General features: G+C 62.4%; 14 protein-coding genes and 1 pseudogene. 7 read left to right on the top strand and 8 right to left on the bottom strand.

Annotation, left to right across the window (positions count from 1 at the left end):
• Positions 1–441 precede the first annotated feature (441 nt).
• The 4 genes from OKW38_RS09295 to OKW38_RS09280 all read right to left on the bottom strand — a co-directional run bounded on the left by OKW38_RS09295 (position 442) and on the right by OKW38_RS09280 (position 5,143).
• The gene (locus OKW38_RS09295; RefSeq protein ID WP_429336517.1) at positions 442–1,410 is read right to left on the bottom strand and encodes a 1-phosphofructokinase family hexose kinase; all 969 of its coding nucleotides are present in this window, start codon (positions 1,408–1,410) and stop codon (positions 442–444) included.
• A gap of 40 nt (positions 1,411–1,450) precedes the next feature.
• Positions 1,451–3,856: a phosphoenolpyruvate synthase gene (gene ppsA, locus OKW38_RS09290; RefSeq protein ID WP_429361134.1), complete on the bottom strand. Its 2,406-nt coding sequence runs from the start codon at positions 3,854–3,856 to the stop codon at positions 1,451–1,453.
• Positions 3,857–3,927: 71 nt separating this feature from the next.
• Positions 3,928–4,401: a hypothetical protein gene (locus tag OKW38_RS09285; RefSeq protein ID WP_429361132.1), complete on the bottom strand. Its 474-nt coding sequence runs from the start codon at positions 4,399–4,401 to the stop codon at positions 3,928–3,930.
• 490 nt (positions 4,402–4,891) lie between these two features.
• Positions 4,892–5,143, bottom strand: a complete 252-nt coding sequence (locus OKW38_RS09280) for a hypothetical protein (RefSeq protein ID WP_429361131.1) — start codon at positions 5,141–5,143, stop codon at positions 4,892–4,894.
• Between OKW38_RS09280 and OKW38_RS09275 the strand changes: the two genes are divergently transcribed.
• The gene (locus OKW38_RS09275; protein WP_429361130.1) at positions 5,142–5,396 is read left to right on the top strand and encodes a hypothetical protein; all 255 of its coding nucleotides are present in this window, start codon (positions 5,142–5,144) and stop codon (positions 5,394–5,396) included. The two genes, OKW38_RS09280 and OKW38_RS09275, sit on opposite strands and share 2 nt — an antisense overlap.
• Positions 5,397–5,444: 48 nt before the next feature.
• Here OKW38_RS09275 and OKW38_RS09270 read toward each other — a convergent pair whose 3' ends face one another.
• Positions 5,445–5,657: a ChaB family protein gene (locus tag OKW38_RS09270; RefSeq protein WP_429361129.1), complete on the bottom strand. Its 213-nt coding sequence runs from the start codon at positions 5,655–5,657 to the stop codon at positions 5,445–5,447.
• 95 nt (positions 5,658–5,752) lie between these two features.
• On the opposite strand from OKW38_RS09270, the gene OKW38_RS09265 reads away from it, so the two are divergent.
• The gene (locus OKW38_RS09265) at positions 5,753–6,049 is read left to right on the top strand and encodes a DUF1488 domain-containing protein (protein WP_184043572.1); all 297 of its coding nucleotides are present in this window, start codon (positions 5,753–5,755) and stop codon (positions 6,047–6,049) included.
• A gap of 216 nt (positions 6,050–6,265) precedes the next feature.
• Positions 6,266–6,862, top strand: coding sequence for a lipocalin family protein (locus OKW38_RS09260; RefSeq protein ID WP_429363707.1), 597 nt, complete (start codon positions 6,266–6,268; stop codon positions 6,860–6,862).
• A gap of 161 nt (positions 6,863–7,023) precedes the next feature.
• On the opposite strand, the gene OKW38_RS09255 is transcribed toward OKW38_RS09260, so the two are convergent.
• The 3 genes and pseudogenes from OKW38_RS09255 to OKW38_RS09245 all read right to left on the bottom strand — a co-directional run bounded on the left by OKW38_RS09255 (position 7,024) and on the right by OKW38_RS09245 (position 10,460).
• Complete coding sequence (locus OKW38_RS09255) at positions 7,024–7,674, bottom strand: BON domain-containing protein (protein WP_429361127.1); 651 nt, start codon at positions 7,672–7,674, stop codon at positions 7,024–7,026.
• A 263-nt stretch (positions 7,675–7,937) separates the two neighbouring features.
• Positions 7,938–8,486 (bottom strand): annotated as a pseudogene (locus OKW38_RS09250) (universal stress protein); the annotation flags it as partial.
• 1,284 nt (positions 8,487–9,770) lie between these two features.
• Complete coding sequence (locus OKW38_RS09245) at positions 9,771–10,460, bottom strand: CBS domain-containing protein (RefSeq protein ID WP_429336523.1); 690 nt, start codon at positions 10,458–10,460, stop codon at positions 9,771–9,773.
• 457 nt (positions 10,461–10,917) lie between these two features.
• On the opposite strand from OKW38_RS09245, the gene OKW38_RS09240 reads away from it, so the two are divergent.
• The 4 genes from OKW38_RS09240 to OKW38_RS09225 all read left to right on the top strand — a co-directional run bounded on the left by OKW38_RS09240 (position 10,918) and on the right by OKW38_RS09225 (position 15,438).
• Positions 10,918–13,794: an AMP-binding protein gene (locus tag OKW38_RS09240; protein WP_429361125.1), complete on the top strand. Its 2,877-nt coding sequence runs from the start codon at positions 10,918–10,920 to the stop codon at positions 13,792–13,794.
• On the top strand, positions 13,791–14,381 hold the full coding sequence (locus OKW38_RS09235; protein WP_429361123.1) for a rhomboid family intramembrane serine protease: 591 nt from the start codon (positions 13,791–13,793) through the stop codon (positions 14,379–14,381). The genes OKW38_RS09240 and OKW38_RS09235 overlap by 4 nt, the downstream gene beginning before the upstream one ends.
• A 180-nt stretch (positions 14,382–14,561) precedes the next feature.
• Positions 14,562–14,768, top strand: coding sequence for a hypothetical protein (locus tag OKW38_RS09230; RefSeq protein WP_429361121.1), 207 nt, complete (start codon positions 14,562–14,564; stop codon positions 14,766–14,768).
• Between the two features lie 88 nt (positions 14,769–14,856).
• Positions 14,857–15,438 (top strand): hemerythrin domain-containing protein, encoded by a 582-nt coding sequence (locus OKW38_RS09225; protein WP_184037700.1) that lies wholly within the window; start codon positions 14,857–14,859, stop codon positions 15,436–15,438.
• Positions 15,439–15,507: the final 69 nt, after the last annotated feature.

Genomic DNA, 15,507 nt, shown 5'->3' with positions numbered 1-15,507 from the left:
TGTTGCAGATGAGTGTAGGCATGAGCGAGACCATTCGATTGACGAGCGTCAAAGAGAACGACATTTCGGTCTCACGTCGCGTGCGTGGCCGCGCGAGAACCGGGCTTCGCGGATTGAAATCCGCTCCCGTTGTCCGCACATGCGACATGCGACATGCGACACGTGACGGCGGCGCCGGTATCGCCGTCCCTCCACGCTGAGTGTGTACCGGCCACTGGAGCTCGAACCCGCAACCCGCGGTCGATCCGCCAATGCCATGATGACGAAGGAGCGTGCCCGAGACACAGACATGTCCGGCTTTAGTCGCGCCGGACTTCTCGAACTGGCTGCACAACGGGGTTATCCCGCTACCCGGCCTCGACGAACATCGACTGTGATCTCGTGCCCGCGCATGCCGTCCCGCCAGTCCAGCGTAGTTTGGATCGCAGCAGCCAAGTCGCTCTACTCCTCGCCGTCCGCCTTGGAGATGCCAAACGACTGGCAATCCGCCAGCGCAAGATAAAACCGTTCGACATCGGCCCGCTCGCACAATCCGGTACCCGCGACCAGCAAAGTCGCCGACGCAGCGGCAAGCGCATACCGGAAGGCAACTTCCAGGCTCGAATCGTGGTTGAGAGCCAAAACCATGGCGGCGACAAAACTATCACCGGCACCGATGGAGCTCGACACCTGCACAGGGAGTGCCGGTGCGCGCAGCGTACGGTCGCCGGTGACGACCAGGGCGCCCTGATCGCCAAGCGTGAGCGCTACGATCGATGCTCGCCCGTCGCGGACGATCCGCCGTGCCGCCTCGCACCACTCCCGTTCTTCGACAAGCGGCATTCCGGTCAATCCACGCAGCTCGTTCAAACTCGGCTTGACGAGAAAAACCCCCGCTTCGAGTGCCGCAGCGAGTGACGGTCCCGAGGTATCCAGCACGACCCGCATGCCGCGCGCGCGAGCGCACCTGGCGATGCGCGCATAAATGTCGATGGGTGCACCCGGCGGCAGACTACCGCTGAGTACGAGATAGCGCGGGGACGAATCCAGCGCGTCGATGTAATCGGTGCAGGATTGCCACTCGCGCTCCGTGACCGCAGGTCCAGGCAAGACGAAGCGGAATTCCCGCCCGGTGGATGTCTCAAAGACGGAGAAGTTCTCCCGCGTCTCCCCCTCGATCCTCAGGCAAACGCTCGCTGCCTGTTCTGCCGCGAGCAGGTCTTGCAGCACGCGCCCAGTCAGGCCTCCCGCGAGATACAGCGCAAGACAATCGCCGCCAAGGCGCTGAAGCACACGCGCCACGTTGATGCCGCCACCGCCGGGATCGCGCCGCGCCGCCGCGCACCTCAGTTTTCGGGTCGGCTCCAGCACCTCGACGGAGGTCGCCACGTCCACCGCTGGATTCAGTGTGACCGTCAATATCTCCGCCATGATGGACCTTTCCGTGAAAACGCTGCCGCACCCGCCGCGCCTAGGTTGCCGTGTGGGTTTTAACCTCGGCTTCCGCAGCCGCGACACGCTGCTTGACCGCGATGAAGCTGTCGGGGCTCACCGATACCGAATCGATCCCGCATTCGACCAGGAACCCAGCGAATTCGGGGTGATCGCTGGGCGCCTGTCCGCACAGCCCGACCTTCGCGCCAACGCGATGCGCTTGCGCGATCACGTTGCGAATCATCCATTTGACGGCATCGTCCTGCTCGTCGAACAATTCAGCCAGCTCGGCGGAATCCCGATCCACACCGAGCGTCAATTGAGTCAGGTCGTTACTGCCGATGGAAAAGCCATCGAAACGCTGCGCGAACGCTCCCGCCAGGATCACGTTCGAGGGGATTTCGCACATCACGTAGACCTGCAACCCCGCTGCGCCGCGCGCGAGCCCATTTTCCGCCATCACCGAGAGCACCTGATCGGCCTCTTTGGTGGACCGGCAGAACGGAATCATCACGATGACATTGGTGAAACCCATTTCGTTGCGCAGGCGTTGAATCGCCCTGCATTCGAGTGCGAAGCCTTCGCGATAGCGCGCAGAGTAGTAACGCGACGCGCCGCGAAAGCCGAGCATCGGGTTCTCTTCCTGCGGCTCGAACTCGGCCCCGCCGATCAGATGGGCATACTCGTTGGTCTTGAAGTCGCTCATGCGGATAATCACGGGGCGCGGAAACTCAACCGCTGCGATACGCCCAAGCCCGAGCGCCAGACGCTCGACGAAGTAATCGGTCTTGCTCGCATAACCCGCAGTCAGCTCGGCGATCGTCTGCTTCGCATGAACGTCCTGCAACGTGTCGTAGCGCACCAGCGCCATCGGATGGATCTTGATGTGATTGCTCACCACGAATTCCATGCGCGCGAGCCCGACACCATCGGCCGGGATGCGCCACCAACGGAATGCAGCAGCGGGATTCGCGAGATTGAGCATCACGCGGGTGCGCGTCGCCGGAATACTGCTGAAGTCGATTTCCTCCACCTCGTAATCGGCGATCCCGTCGTAGACAAAGCCTTCGTCACCTTCCGCACACGACACCGTGACCTGCTGCTCGTCGTGCAGGACGTGCGTGGCATTGCCTGCCCCGACGATCGCCGGCAAGCCAAGCTCACGGCTGACGATTGCCGCGTGCGATGTGCGCCCGCCGTGGTCCGTGATGATCGCGGCCGCGCGCCTCATGACCGGCAGCCAGTCGGGGTCGGTGGTTTGAGTCACCAGCACGGCTCCGTCGACAAAACGCCCCATATCTCGTACATGCTCGATGACGCAAACGCTGCCCGCCGCCACCGCCTCGCCGACGCTCACACCGGACAACAGCTTGCGCCCCGTCTTGCCGATCCGGTAGGTCTTCACCGCGCTTGCTTCGCGGCGTGACTGCACGGTTTCAGGCCGGGCCTGAACGATGAACATTTCGCCTGTCGCGCCGTCTTTGGCCCACTCGATGTCCATCGGCTGGCCATAGTGCGTTTCGATTTCGCACGCCCAGCGCGAAAGCGCCAAAATCTCGCTGTCGTTCAGGACAAACGAGGCGCGCTCCTGTTTCGACGCCGGAACGTTCTTCGTCCGGTGAGCGCCGTTGGCCCCGTAAATCATCTTGTGTGCTTTCTCGCCCTTTTTCTTTCCGACTATGGGCGACAGCGAGGGGTCGTCCAGCAGTGGCTTGAACACCTCGTATTCGTCGGGATCGACCGCGCCTTGCACGACATTTTCTCCGAGGCCCCAGGCGGCATTGATCAGCACCACCTTGTCGAAGCCTGTCTCCGTGTCGATCGAGAACATCACGCCGGCGCCCCCCAGATCGGAGCGCACCATGAGTTGCACTCCGATCGACAGCGCGACTTTCAGGTCATCGAAACCCTTTGCCTGCCGGTAACTGATCGCCCTGTCCGTGAAGAGCGACGCATAGCATCGCCGGCAAGCCTCGAGCAGTGCGCGTTCGCCGCGGACATTGAGAAAGGTTTCCTGCTGTCCGGCAAAGCTCGCGTCCGGCAGGTCTTCCGCCGTCGCGCTCGAGCGCACGGCTACGTCGACCTCAGCCTGCCCGGCACGCTGGCTCAACGCTTGGTAGGCTGCCCGGATGGCCTGCGCTGTCCGGTCGGGCCACGTTCCATGCAAGATCGCCCGGCGGATCTGATCGCCGGCTTCGGCAAGGCTCAGCCGCCCTTCCGACAGATCGTCGAGTGCGGCGGCAATCTTTGGGCGCAGCGCGTTCTCGTCGATGAAGCACCAGTAGGCATCCGCAACGGTCGCGAAGCCCGGTGGCACTTTGACGCCGCGCGCGGCGAGGTTCGATACCATTTCACCCAGCGAGGCATTCTTGCCACCGACGCGAGGCACGTCCTCGCGCCGCAAGTCCTCGAACCAGACGACGTGAGAAGTGTCGTAAGCCATGTCCAGCTCCATTGCCATGCCACCGTCCGGCCACCGGTCGGGCGGACCGGTGAGCGAACAAATCAGCGAATTCAAATGCTGACGTAGCCCTGGAAGAACCAGGGCAGTCCCATCTGAGGAGAAGATGCGGGAAGCTCAGCGTGCGCGGTGCTTGTACCGAGAAAGCCGGGGGCGCCGTCCGAAGCAAAAATCGGCACGAACGAAAAGGCGCCATTGACCGTGATCAGACAGTCACGATTCAGGCACGACGGCGCATAAATCGTGATCTCGCGAAAGAAAGATGACGCCGGCTCGTCTCGCACAACCTCGCTCAAGTCCGTCGCCAAGGGCTTCATCGTGTCATAGCGTGCGGGCAGCTCGTAAAAGAGATCGCCGCGTTTGATCACTTCGCCTGGCGTAAAGACAAGCTGGACGCCCGGATAGGGCAAGGAATGGGCCGGGCGGGTCACCGGCCCGTCGGGACCGAGCGCCAGTGGTGGATAAGCCCACAGCGAAATTGTCAGGGACTTCGTCTGTTGAGCGAAATATTCTGTCAGCCAGTTCATGTCAACCTCCGATCACACGTCGCGCAGGAGAGCACGCGCCTTAGTCGCGATGTCGCGAGCGCTTGATTGCGCCAGTCGGCGCAAGCGACTCATTCTGTCAAACAGAGAATGCCATCGCAGTCCGATGACGAATTGATGCGCATCAAGGATTTACACGTCAACGGATAAGGGTAGTCCCGCGTGTCCTGGAGATTTATTCACCTTCTGGCCACGCCACGCAATTGACAACATTCAGCCCTCAGGTGGCCGGTTGAATTTATCCCCCTGCGCGCCCGTGACCGGCCGCGCCCCGTCTGGCGCGCGCTCCTTCGTTAGCCGGCCGCACTGCCGGCGCTGCCGACGGGCAGAGGAAACTCACTCGCCTATGCCGGCGGCTAACGCCGGAAGGACTACTCCCGCATCGGCCACATGATTCGCAACGTCTGTCGTATCGGCACGAGCAGAACTGTCCGCGTGCTGGTCCGCGATCAATTGCGCCAGTGCGTCGTGATCAAGCACCTCGCGCTGCACCAGCGCGCTGCGCTATGCGCTCGAGCAACGCACGCCGTTCGTCCAGCGTCTGTGTGACACGGTCGTTCGCTTCCGCAAGAAGCCGCCTGACTTCCTCGTCGATTAACTGGGCTGTGCTGTCGCTGCATTGCCCACTATTGAAGGAGGGGAACATCCTTCCTGTCACCTGGCCGTCAGCATCGCCGACAGCGACGAGATCGATCCGCTTGCTCATCCCGTAACGGGCAACCATGTGGCGCGCCATCGCAGTGGCGCGCTCGAGGTCGTTTTCCGTGCCGGTCGAGCAGGCATCCCAACGCGGCGGCGTATACGGAGGACAGCATCGCTCCGCGGGCGTTGGAGATGTTGATGTCGATCAAGCATCGATGCGCGGCGATCGTGCTCATTGGAATCACCACCGCGTTTCCGTTGCACTCATCATCTTCGCCTTCAATTCACTTGCCGCGCAGAGCTCAGGCTGTCAGCCGTCCGTCAAAAATGCTTGATTCATATCAATTTTGCACGGTAGGACCGGGTGTCGAATAAGCCTTGACCTATCCGGAGGCAGATGAAAGACCAGCGACTTGCCCGATGTAGGAGCGCTTCACTGCTGCCCACGCAATTCGATGAGCAATCTCCTCCTGTCGCGCATCCCCGGCATGCGCTGCATAAGAGTGATTGAAGGCGGCACGATAGATGTCCTGCGCATGCGGGGGCAAGTGAGCTTGCACGGACGAAGGTAGATCTGAGTTGGCGTAGTAGGGCATGCCTCACCCCCCTTTGATATGGATCAGCAACTGATGCGAGATCGCGCCGATGATGAACGCAGGACGGCACTTCGTGATCCGGAAGGAGTATAGCGATGCGCATCACCTTTCCCCCCACCGCACCGGAGTATCGCGGCTCGAATCTGACCATTGGATTCGATGCATGCGTCGACGGAAAAAGCATTGATTGCGCGATTTCAGCCGAAGCGCTGGAAGATCACTTTGGCGCGAAATCGCCCTCTTCGGCAGATCTGCTAAACGCGTTCACCCGCCATCGGTCCGAAATACAGAATATCGCCCGCGACCTTCTGCACCTGGTGGACACAAAACAACTGCTGCTGCACAGCGGCCATTTCAGGTTCAGGCTGGGTGCGCGCCCCGATTGCGTCTGAATATGAATGAAGACTCGATCGCCCAAAGACGATGTTCTCCTCCTACATTCCGGTCCACGAGCATGCTCGTGCAAATTTCGGGCGCGGTATCGTATCGATGTGCGCCCTCAGATTGGAATTTTCAGGAATCGCTCCAGAAAGTGGTGATCGAAGTATTCAACTTCGACTCCTTGCCGAAGCAACGCGAACAGCGCCGTCCGATTGACGTCGAGAGAGATGTCCAACACCCCTATGCACAAATCATTTGCGTGCGTCGCCTCGTTCGTCATCTGCGTTGCCGGTTGCGCGTACGATCCGGCAGTCCCGCCGCACCCGCCAGCGCCCCCGTCGGCATGTAGGTCGGGCCCGCCGATCGACCTCGACCGGTACATGGGACGGTGGTACGTGATCGCGGAAACGCCGGTTCTCAGTGAGCACGATTACGTCGGCAATTACGACGAGTGGACGCTGCGCGGCGATGGAAGGATCGACGATAAATATCTCGGCCGGCGTCATAACTTCGACGAGCCGGTCACGGGAAGCCATTTTGTGGCGAAGGTGATGCCCGGAACCGGTAACACGAAATGGCGCGTGGGACTGATCTGGCCGTTCGAAGTAGTGGTCGTCACAGCGTATGTGGATCCCGACTACCATTACACGATCCGCTGCGTGGCCGACGGCGACATGATGTGGCTGCTCTCGCGTAGTCCAGCGATGGATGAAGCCACCTATGCGGAGATGCGCGCGCGTCTTGCCCGCATGGGCGTCAACCTGAACCGGGTACGGCGGGTTCCGCAAAGCGCGGAGCAAATCGGCCAGCCCGGTTTTCAATGAGTCGCTGGACAAGACCGGAGAGCCGAGCCACGGCGGCAGAGCCACTCCTGCCTGCTGTCCCGGCGCGATGGTCGGCATGGTCGCACTCGGGGGGGCACTGTCCGCCCCGCCAGAGTCAGCCATGCACGGCAATGAACGCGCCAGCGGCCGGCTTCGCCGCGTCAGCCGATCACCATACGGTCCACGACAGCCTTCACGCCAGGCGTGGAACGCGCAGCCCCCGATACGATGGAGCGCTCGATGGACGAACTGAGACGCCCCGACAGGATCACCCTGCCGTCGTCGACTTCGACGCCCACATGCTTCAACTCACGATCGGTATGGCGCTGAATGGCTTTGCGGATGTTGTACTCGATCTCGATCGGGGAAGCAGAGCCACGAATCCGGATGTCGTTCGTCACGCCCGTCACACCACGCATGTGGACAATGTTTTTCTCGGCGATGTGGCTGCGGTAACCGTCCTCGACTTCACCGCTCAAGCTCACCCAACCCTTTTCGACCTTGATCTTGATCGCCTGCTCTTCGAGGCCCGCGATCCAGTCGAGAACGGCGCGCACGCTCAAGGCAACGTCCTCGTCGGTGCGCTGCTCGGACTCGTGAAGTTTCACGTCGATGCCGACCACCACCGCGACGACTCCGGCTATTCTGAGTGCGCATTTTTCAGCCGCGACTTTCTTCGCATAGTCCGGAACGTGCCCGCTGAGCGTCACGATGCCGTCGACCACGGCAACACCTATTCCGTTTGCGTCGACGGCTGAATTGTTCATCAGTTCGTCCTCGACTTCCTGTTTCAGTTGACTGTCCGGCTTCATGGAAAATTCTCCTCAGCAATTATCGCAACGCGACACGGTGTCCCGCCGCGGATACGTCACGCACTCAGACTAATGCGCCTCCGCACGATTCAATTGACCGAGGTCAATCATGGAGCGCACCGCTGGCCCGCGCGTCGGACGCTGCGCCCGGTGTTCCCAGGATCGAAGTCCGCTCTACCGGGGCAACGCCACCCCGGCACTGCGGGCACTTCAACTGCGCATCGCCGGTGGAGCGCTGCGGCAAGACAGCGGCAGTGATTCGAAGCGCTCTCGGAGGCATTGGACAAGTCCGCAAAGACCCTTTCCGCCGCAGCCAGAATCACCTTTCCTTCTTCGACAAAGGCTTCCTCGAGAACCCGGATCGGCGCGGCATCGGTGAGGTGGGCGGCACGGTCTATCACGTAGATTGCACGGAGGCGGGACTCCGGCATCGCCAGTTGGAGTCCAAAATGCAAAGCGTCCAGCGAGGCGGCGCTTCCGTCCAGCGCGAATAGGACCCGGCGCGGTGACGGCTGGATCGGGGCTTCGTAGCTGGCAGGCACGATGAGAATCGAACACGGCGCTTCAGTACTGACGAACTCCGAGACGGTTCCTTCGATCCAGCGCAACAGGCCGTGATGCTGATGCGCACCTACGACGAGCAGGTCCGCCTTTCATTCGCTCGCGGCATCGATCAAGGCATTGGCGGTGTAGCCGCCTTGCCGTGAAATTTCGATGACGACCGACTCCACCTCGATACCGGCGTCCGCGAACGAGGCGCTCGCGCGTGCCACGACTTCGCCAGCGTCGCTCGCCAGTTCAGTATCACGAGCAGGTCGGCGCGCCATTCCCGAGCGGCCAGTCCAATCGCCTGCGCGATGTCATCTCCCTCGTGCGCCGGCTGAAGAATCACAGCCTCGTGGCTTAACCTGTCCCATCGATCCTGCGGCGAACATGCCACATAGCCGACTCGCACTGCTGCGCGATCGGCGGCGATTCGCATGGCTTCGGAGACTGCCGCTCGCAAAAATCCGCGCGGGCGGCACGTGGCACCGTCCGATGCCCCCAGCAGGCAACGTGAGTACCGGACAATGCACCTCACGCGCAAGACTGGCCGCCCCGGCGCAGTCAGTCAGCAGCAAGTCGGCGCCCCAACGGCGAGCCGCCTCGGCCAGTGCATGCACGCTGTTCGCGTCGGGGTGCGACAACGCAAGAGGCGCCGTGCTTGCGTTGAGCCCACGCATCGCAAGCAGGGCTTGGGCAGTCCGCAATATTTCCTCGGCCGTACGGCGCGCATCGCCCGAGTCGCGTAACCGCGTGCCCTCACCGGCAGGCCGCGCTACCGCCGCGGCGACTTGCAGTACCGTCTCGCGGCCCGCCCACGCGGATGCATAGTCAATCAGAGCGCCCGGGAAATGACCACCCCGCGCACCAATGAAAATGCGCCGATAAGTTGCAGTTGATGCCGCGCGCCCTCCATGGGCGGTCGGCTCGACATCCGGGTTTATTGCTTTACTCGATAGCACCTGCCTCTCCCGTCCGATGGTGTAAGGCTCACGTCATAGCATCGCGCTGAATGCGCAGAAGAGAGGAAGGTGCCCTCCCCGTGACGCGCCTTTGTCACACCAGCCTGGCTGGCAGACGGCAACCGTTGATCCGTTGCCCGCGGCAATGGTCCTGAGGTTGGCACGCCAGCCTCAACGGCCACGACCGGCGCAACAGGCGCAACACGCGAGTCAACACCGCTCGATGTGCTCGACGCTGGATCGGAACGCATGATCTGGTATCGGAGCTCTGGTATCGGAGCAAAACAACCGGGGGCGAACTCATTCATTGCCGCATCAGCGGCAGATTGCCATATTGGCTCTGGCTCGCGCGTCGAAGTCGACGCCGACGATCCTGCTTTCATACCTCCGAGCCCACTGAGTTGAATCCGAAGGCCGTTACTCGGTATGCATCGGAAGTATCGCCGTCTTGTCCGCCGGATTCTCCACGCCTTCAGCCACGCCAACTGCGGCATGCCCGGCGGCGGACGCGGGAAACGTCGCCGGCTCCCCCCGGCACGTCGCAAGGCACGCCTCCCATCTTGAATGCCGCGCCGTTTCGGCCACCACCTGCTAGATGCCGGGCATCGCTGGATACGGCTCCGTATGATCCTCCACGCCCTTGACGCCAGGTATGGCCTGCGCCGCCACACGAACCGCATCGACGGCTTCCATCGAATGGAATATGCCCCACAGATGCACGACTCCGTTGGTGACCACGATATTGCGTCCGGCGAATGCCCAGTTACGGCCCGCGAGCTCGTCCATCAAGATTGCGCGAATCTCGCCGTCCGCGAGCGTCACATCCGATGTCGGCTCATCCGGGACGCTCGCCAGCGCCTGCACAAGATTGGCGCGGCTCACAATGCCCACAAGCTGCCCCGCCTTGGTCACGGGCACACGTTTGATGCGCCGCGTCTCCAGAATGGCGGCCACTTCGGCCAGGGACGTGTCGGGCTGAACGGTCACCACGTCCTTTGTCATCACGTCGCGCACTTTTGGCGCATGGGTCTTGATGTAGTCCCGTGCCTCGTGACTGGCAGACCAGAGATGCAGCCATGAAGTTCGCGGGCGCACGTCGGTGCCGATTTCGTTGCGGCGAAGCAGATCGCCTTCGCTGATCATGCCGGCGACGGTGCCGTCGGGATCCAGCACCGGCGCACCGCTAATGCCGTTGTCGACAAATATTTGCGCGACCTCTCGCACGGTCATGTCGGGTGTGACCGATATGACCGTACCGGTCATGACATCGGATGCACGCATGGCAACGCTCCTGAACAGATGGGTTGTTTAATGGGCGGAAAAGGCCGTCCTCGGTCGTGGGCACCAAGCTGCCCGCGAGCGCTCGTATGGTTCGAGATTAGGCCGGCACGGCAGCGTGTCATTTGACATGGATCATCCCGGAGACCCACGCGTGAAGTTCTCGCTCGATGTGTAGCGGCGGCGCTGTGTCGCTTGACTCAGATCAACTGGGCGCCGGCCGTCTGCTGTCGAATAGCAGGCGTAACTCGCGTTTGCCGTAGCGCTGACGTCGTCCACCCGCTCGCGCGCTCTGCGGAACACCGCTTCACGGCGCCGTTCGCTCCCATGTTCGATCGCGCGGGCGGGCGCTCGGCCATGGACGACACGTCGAAGGCGGCGGTGACATGGAAGTACGTGCCGCTCGTCAACCTGGACGTACTGGACAAGTCAAGGTAGTGCCTGCGACGGGGGAGCCGCGATGGGAACCGATCAACTATTCGACAGCACGCACCTGGCCGAAGGAGTTCTCGGCGTGGTCACAACGCTCTACGCGGAAACGCACGCCGACGCGGCCCCCCCAGGATCCGTCGATCTCGACTCGCAGTTCGAGCGTGATCTTGGTTTCGACAGTCTTGCGCGCGCTGAACTGTTTAACCGGATTGAGCAGACGCTTCATGTCCGCGTGCCGCTCGATGCCTTTTCCACCGCACTAACGCCCGCCGACCTCGTACAGGCCATCAAACGCTCAGAGGAGCCGGCGGCTTCCGGCGGCGAACAGCCGTCGATTGCGCGGCGCGCGCAGACGCCGGCGTCGGTTTTGACCGAAGAACCGCATGAGGCGACGACGCTGACCGAAGTATTGCAGTGGCACGTCGACCGGCATCCGCAGCGCACGCACATCGTTTTTCTCGAAGATGGCATGACGCCTGCAGAACTGTCCTACGGCGATCTGTATCGCCGCGCCGCCGCGGCTGCGTCGGGTCTGCGCCGCCACGGAATCGGCCCCGGCGATACGGTTGCACTGATGCTGGCGAGCGGTTGGGATTACTTCGTCTCGTTTGTCGCGATATTGATGAGCGGCGCCGTTCCCGTTCCGATCTACCCGCCCGCTCGCGTCTCGCAGATCGAAGAGCACGTCCGGCGCCACGCAGCCGTGCTGTCGAATGCCGGCGCCAAAGCGCTGATCGCCTCGCCTGAAGTGGCCGGCGTGGGCCGTCTTCTGAAGCTGCATGTGCCCGCTTTGCAACAGGTCCTGACGGCGGCGCAAATCGGCGTCGACCGCAATGAAACGTCCGTGCCACTGGCGGCCAGTGACATTGCGCTCCTGCAATACACGTCAGGCAGCACCGGCGACCCGAAAGGCGTAATGCTCACGCATGCCAACCTGCTTGCCAATATCCGCGCCATGGGCGCGCGCATGCAGGTGACGTCCGCCGACGTGCTGGTCAGCTGGCTCCCGCTTTACCACGATATGGGGCTGATCGGCGCGTGGTTCGGGCCCATGTATTTCGGCATGCCGCTGGTCGTGATGCCGCCCACCGTTTTTCTGGCGCGCCCGGAGCGGTGGTTGCGACTGATCCAGCGCTATCGCGGCACGCTCACCGCCGCGCCGAATTTCGCCTATGCGCATTGCGCCCAACATCTTGACGAAGCCATCCTGGCGGGTCTCGATCTGTCGTCGTTGCGCTTTGCCTTCTGCGGCGCCGAGCCGGTCAGCGCCGCTACTGTCCGCGCGTTCGCGGCGCGTTTCGGCCACTATGGCTTCGACGCGCGCGCGGTGACGCCCGTCTACGGGCTCGCGGAAAACACGTTGGGCTTGAGCTTTCCGCGTCCCGGCCGCGGGCTGCATGTGGACCGCGTGCAACGCGACGCGCTCGGCGCCACAGGACAGGCATTGCCGGCCCCCTCTGACGCAGACGCGATTGAAGTAGTGGGCTGCGGCGAAGCGCTGGACAGCGTCGAGACCCGAATAGTCGACGAGGACGGCAGAGAACAGCCGCAACGCCAGGTGGGTCGCATTGAATTTCGTGGCCCGTCGGCGACGATGGGCTATTTTCATAACCCTACACAGACCGCGCGGCTGATCCACGACGGCTGGCTCGACACCGGCGATCTCGGCTATCTCGCCGACGGCGAACTCTTCATCACGGGTCGAGCCAAAGATCTGATCATTCGCGGCGGTCACCACATCTTCCCGTACGAACTCGAGGAGGCGATCGGCAGGCTGCCGGGTATCCCTGCCGGCGGCGTGGCCGTATGCGGCAGCACGGATCGCGCGAGCGGCACCGAGCGCGTCTTGATCCTCGCGGAAACGGCATTGACGCAAGCCGCCGCGCGCGAGCAACTGCTTGCGCGCGTCCGCGCCACGGCAGTCGAAGTGCTCGGCGCGCCTGCCGAGCACGTGTGCCTCGTCACACCGGACACCATTCTCAAGACACCGAGCGGCAAGATCAGACACGCCGCCACCCTCGACCAGTTCGAACGCGGCGGCAGGCCGTCACCGGCGAGTCCTGTATGGCGCCAATTCGCGAGCGTCCTCGTGGGCGCCCTCTTGCCGTTCCTGCGACGGATTGTGCGGCAGGCCGCGCACGCGGCATACGGGTTCTACTGCTGGACGGTTCTTGGCATGCTCTCGCCACTCATAGGCACGGTCTTCCTGTCGGTCGACACGCCGCGCAACTGGCGTCGGGCAGCCGCCGTCGGCCGTCTGTTTTTGCGGCTGACCGGGTTGCGCGTCGACGTGGAGATCGATGCGCGGTCAGCGGCGATGCGCGAGCTCGTCATGGTGGCGAACCATAGCAGCTATCTGGACGGCTTGATCCTGCTTGCCGTATTGCCGCAGCCTGTCCGGTTCGTCGCCAAGCGGGGCCTGGACCGCCACTGGTTGGGCGGCCGTTTTCTGCGCGCGATCGGCACCTCGTTTGTGGAGCGACGGGAATACCGGGGCAGTGTTGACGACGAGCGGCGGCTCGTAAAGCAGGCGGACGGCGACTCGCCTTTGCTCTTCTTTCCGGAGGGCACGTTCGGTCGCGGCGCGGGCTTAAGGCCATTTCACCTGGGCGCGTTCCGGGTGGCTTGCGCCGCCGGCCGCGCCGTCGTGCCGGTGGCGCTGGCCGGAGTGCGCGCGGTGTTGCCGGACGGCGTATGGTTGCCGCGATCGGGGTCCATCAAGGTCGCCATCTTGCCGCCCATCTTTCCCGACGGCTCGGACCTCGGCGCAATGACCCGACTCCGCGAAGCCGCCCGGAACGCAATCCTCGCGCGTTGCGGCGAACCTTCTCTGATCGCACATCCTACCGATAAGACGGCGCAAGAGCATGACAACGAACACGACTTCGCGAGCACCGTATCGTGATCGGTCTATTAATCGCCCTGAACGCCGCCGCATTTCTGGTTGAGCAACTCGCTCCCGAGCGGCTGATCGGACTCTTCGCGCTCTGGCCAGCGGGCAGTAGTAGTACGCCGGCATTTCACGTGTGGCAGTTGCTGACCTACAGTTTCCTGCATGGCAACTTCATGCACCTCGCCGTCAACATGTTCGGACTGTACATGTTTGGCCGCGACGTGGAGGCCGCGATAGGTCGCACGCACCTGGCATTGCTGTATGGCACCAGCGTGATGAGCGGGGCGCTGCTGCAGTTGCTGGCAAGCCTCGCTGATGCGACGGTGCGTGTACCGGCCATCGGCGCCTCGGCCGGCGTGTTCGGCCTGCTGATCGCCTACGCACTGCTGTTCCCGCACCGCCGTGTGATCCTGCTCTTCCCGCCCGTGCCGATGCCCGCGTGGCTATTCGCTACCGGCTATGGCGTGCTGGAACTCGTTCTTGGCATTTCCGGCGCACAAAGCGGCGTCGCCCACTTTGCGCATGTTGGCGGCATGCTCGGGGCGGCGACTCTGTTACTGCACTGGATGCATACGCCACGCGAACGGAGGACCGACTGAGGGCCGCGATGCTGTGCCACCGATCCCGCGCATACGACGGCAGACCGCACCGATGCGGGCGCGTCAGTTTTGTGCCCCATTACCCCATTCGAGCCGCGACGATTGACACATATCAAGCCCCGCCGACACGCGACGCCTAAGCTGGCTGCATCCCCACTCACCCTACGCCCGGAATCCGCCATGCTAAAGCGACTCGTATTTTTCGGTTTCCTTGCGTTGCCCGGTGCGTTCGTGGTGTTGACGCTCGTATGCATGCACCCGCGCTACCGGGAAAAGATGGCTCATCTCATCGGCGTTCCCGTTTTGCAGGCATGCCTTGCCGGCAGGCGCGGTCATGCTGATTTGATCGCGATCAATGCGCTCCGTCCTGGCGGGTTCAGTCTGTAACCAGCGGCGCTAGCTAGCTAAGTTGCGGCATACGCAGTTCTGCAGTGCTGGGCTGTTACGCTGAATACAATTTTGACGGAGATGTCTCATGAACGCCTGGGGACGCAGGGATGGGCCCAGTATCATCCTCAAGGAGCATCAGCAACTGACGACGGTGATCGGCGGGATGCTCCAGTTTGTTCGGCTTCGCGAGCAAGATGGCGCTGCACCTGCTTTCGTGGTCTTTCGCTCAATGCTTTACTACGTTCGGGAGTATCCAGAACGTGTTCATCATCCGAAAGAGGAACAGCACCTGTTCATGCGGATACGAGAGCGGACCAATGAACTAAACGACGTTTTGGACGAACTGACTCGTCAACATGCCGAAGGCGAGACGAGGGTTCGGAATCTCGAGCACGCATTAACCCGTTATGAATTGGCAGGGAACTCCGCGCTCGCTGACCTTCGCAGCCAGGTCGAACAATACGCAAGCTTTTGCGCAAATCACCGTCGGATCGAAGAAGAGGTAGTCTTACCCGTCGCCCTGCACGTCCTAACCGCAGACGACTGGGCGGAAATCGATGCGGCGTTCGGCTCGAATCGCGATCCCTTCAAGGGTGTCGAACTGGAAGAGGATCTCGACAAGCTGTTCCACATGATCGTGAACATCATTCGGGAAGTCAGCCACTGAAACTCTGGCGTCTCGCAGAGTTGGCGAGTTGTGGTGCGTATGAGAGATGCCTCTCACAGCGGCCAGTTT

This window comes from Paraburkholderia sp. MM5496-R1 (genome assembly GCF_050436205.1).
Taxonomy (GTDB): domain Bacteria; phylum Pseudomonadota; class Gammaproteobacteria; order Burkholderiales; family Burkholderiaceae; genus Paraburkholderia; species Paraburkholderia tuberum.
The sequence above is the reverse complement of the archived record's forward strand: the minus strand, read 5'-3'. Positions and strand labels throughout refer to the sequence as shown.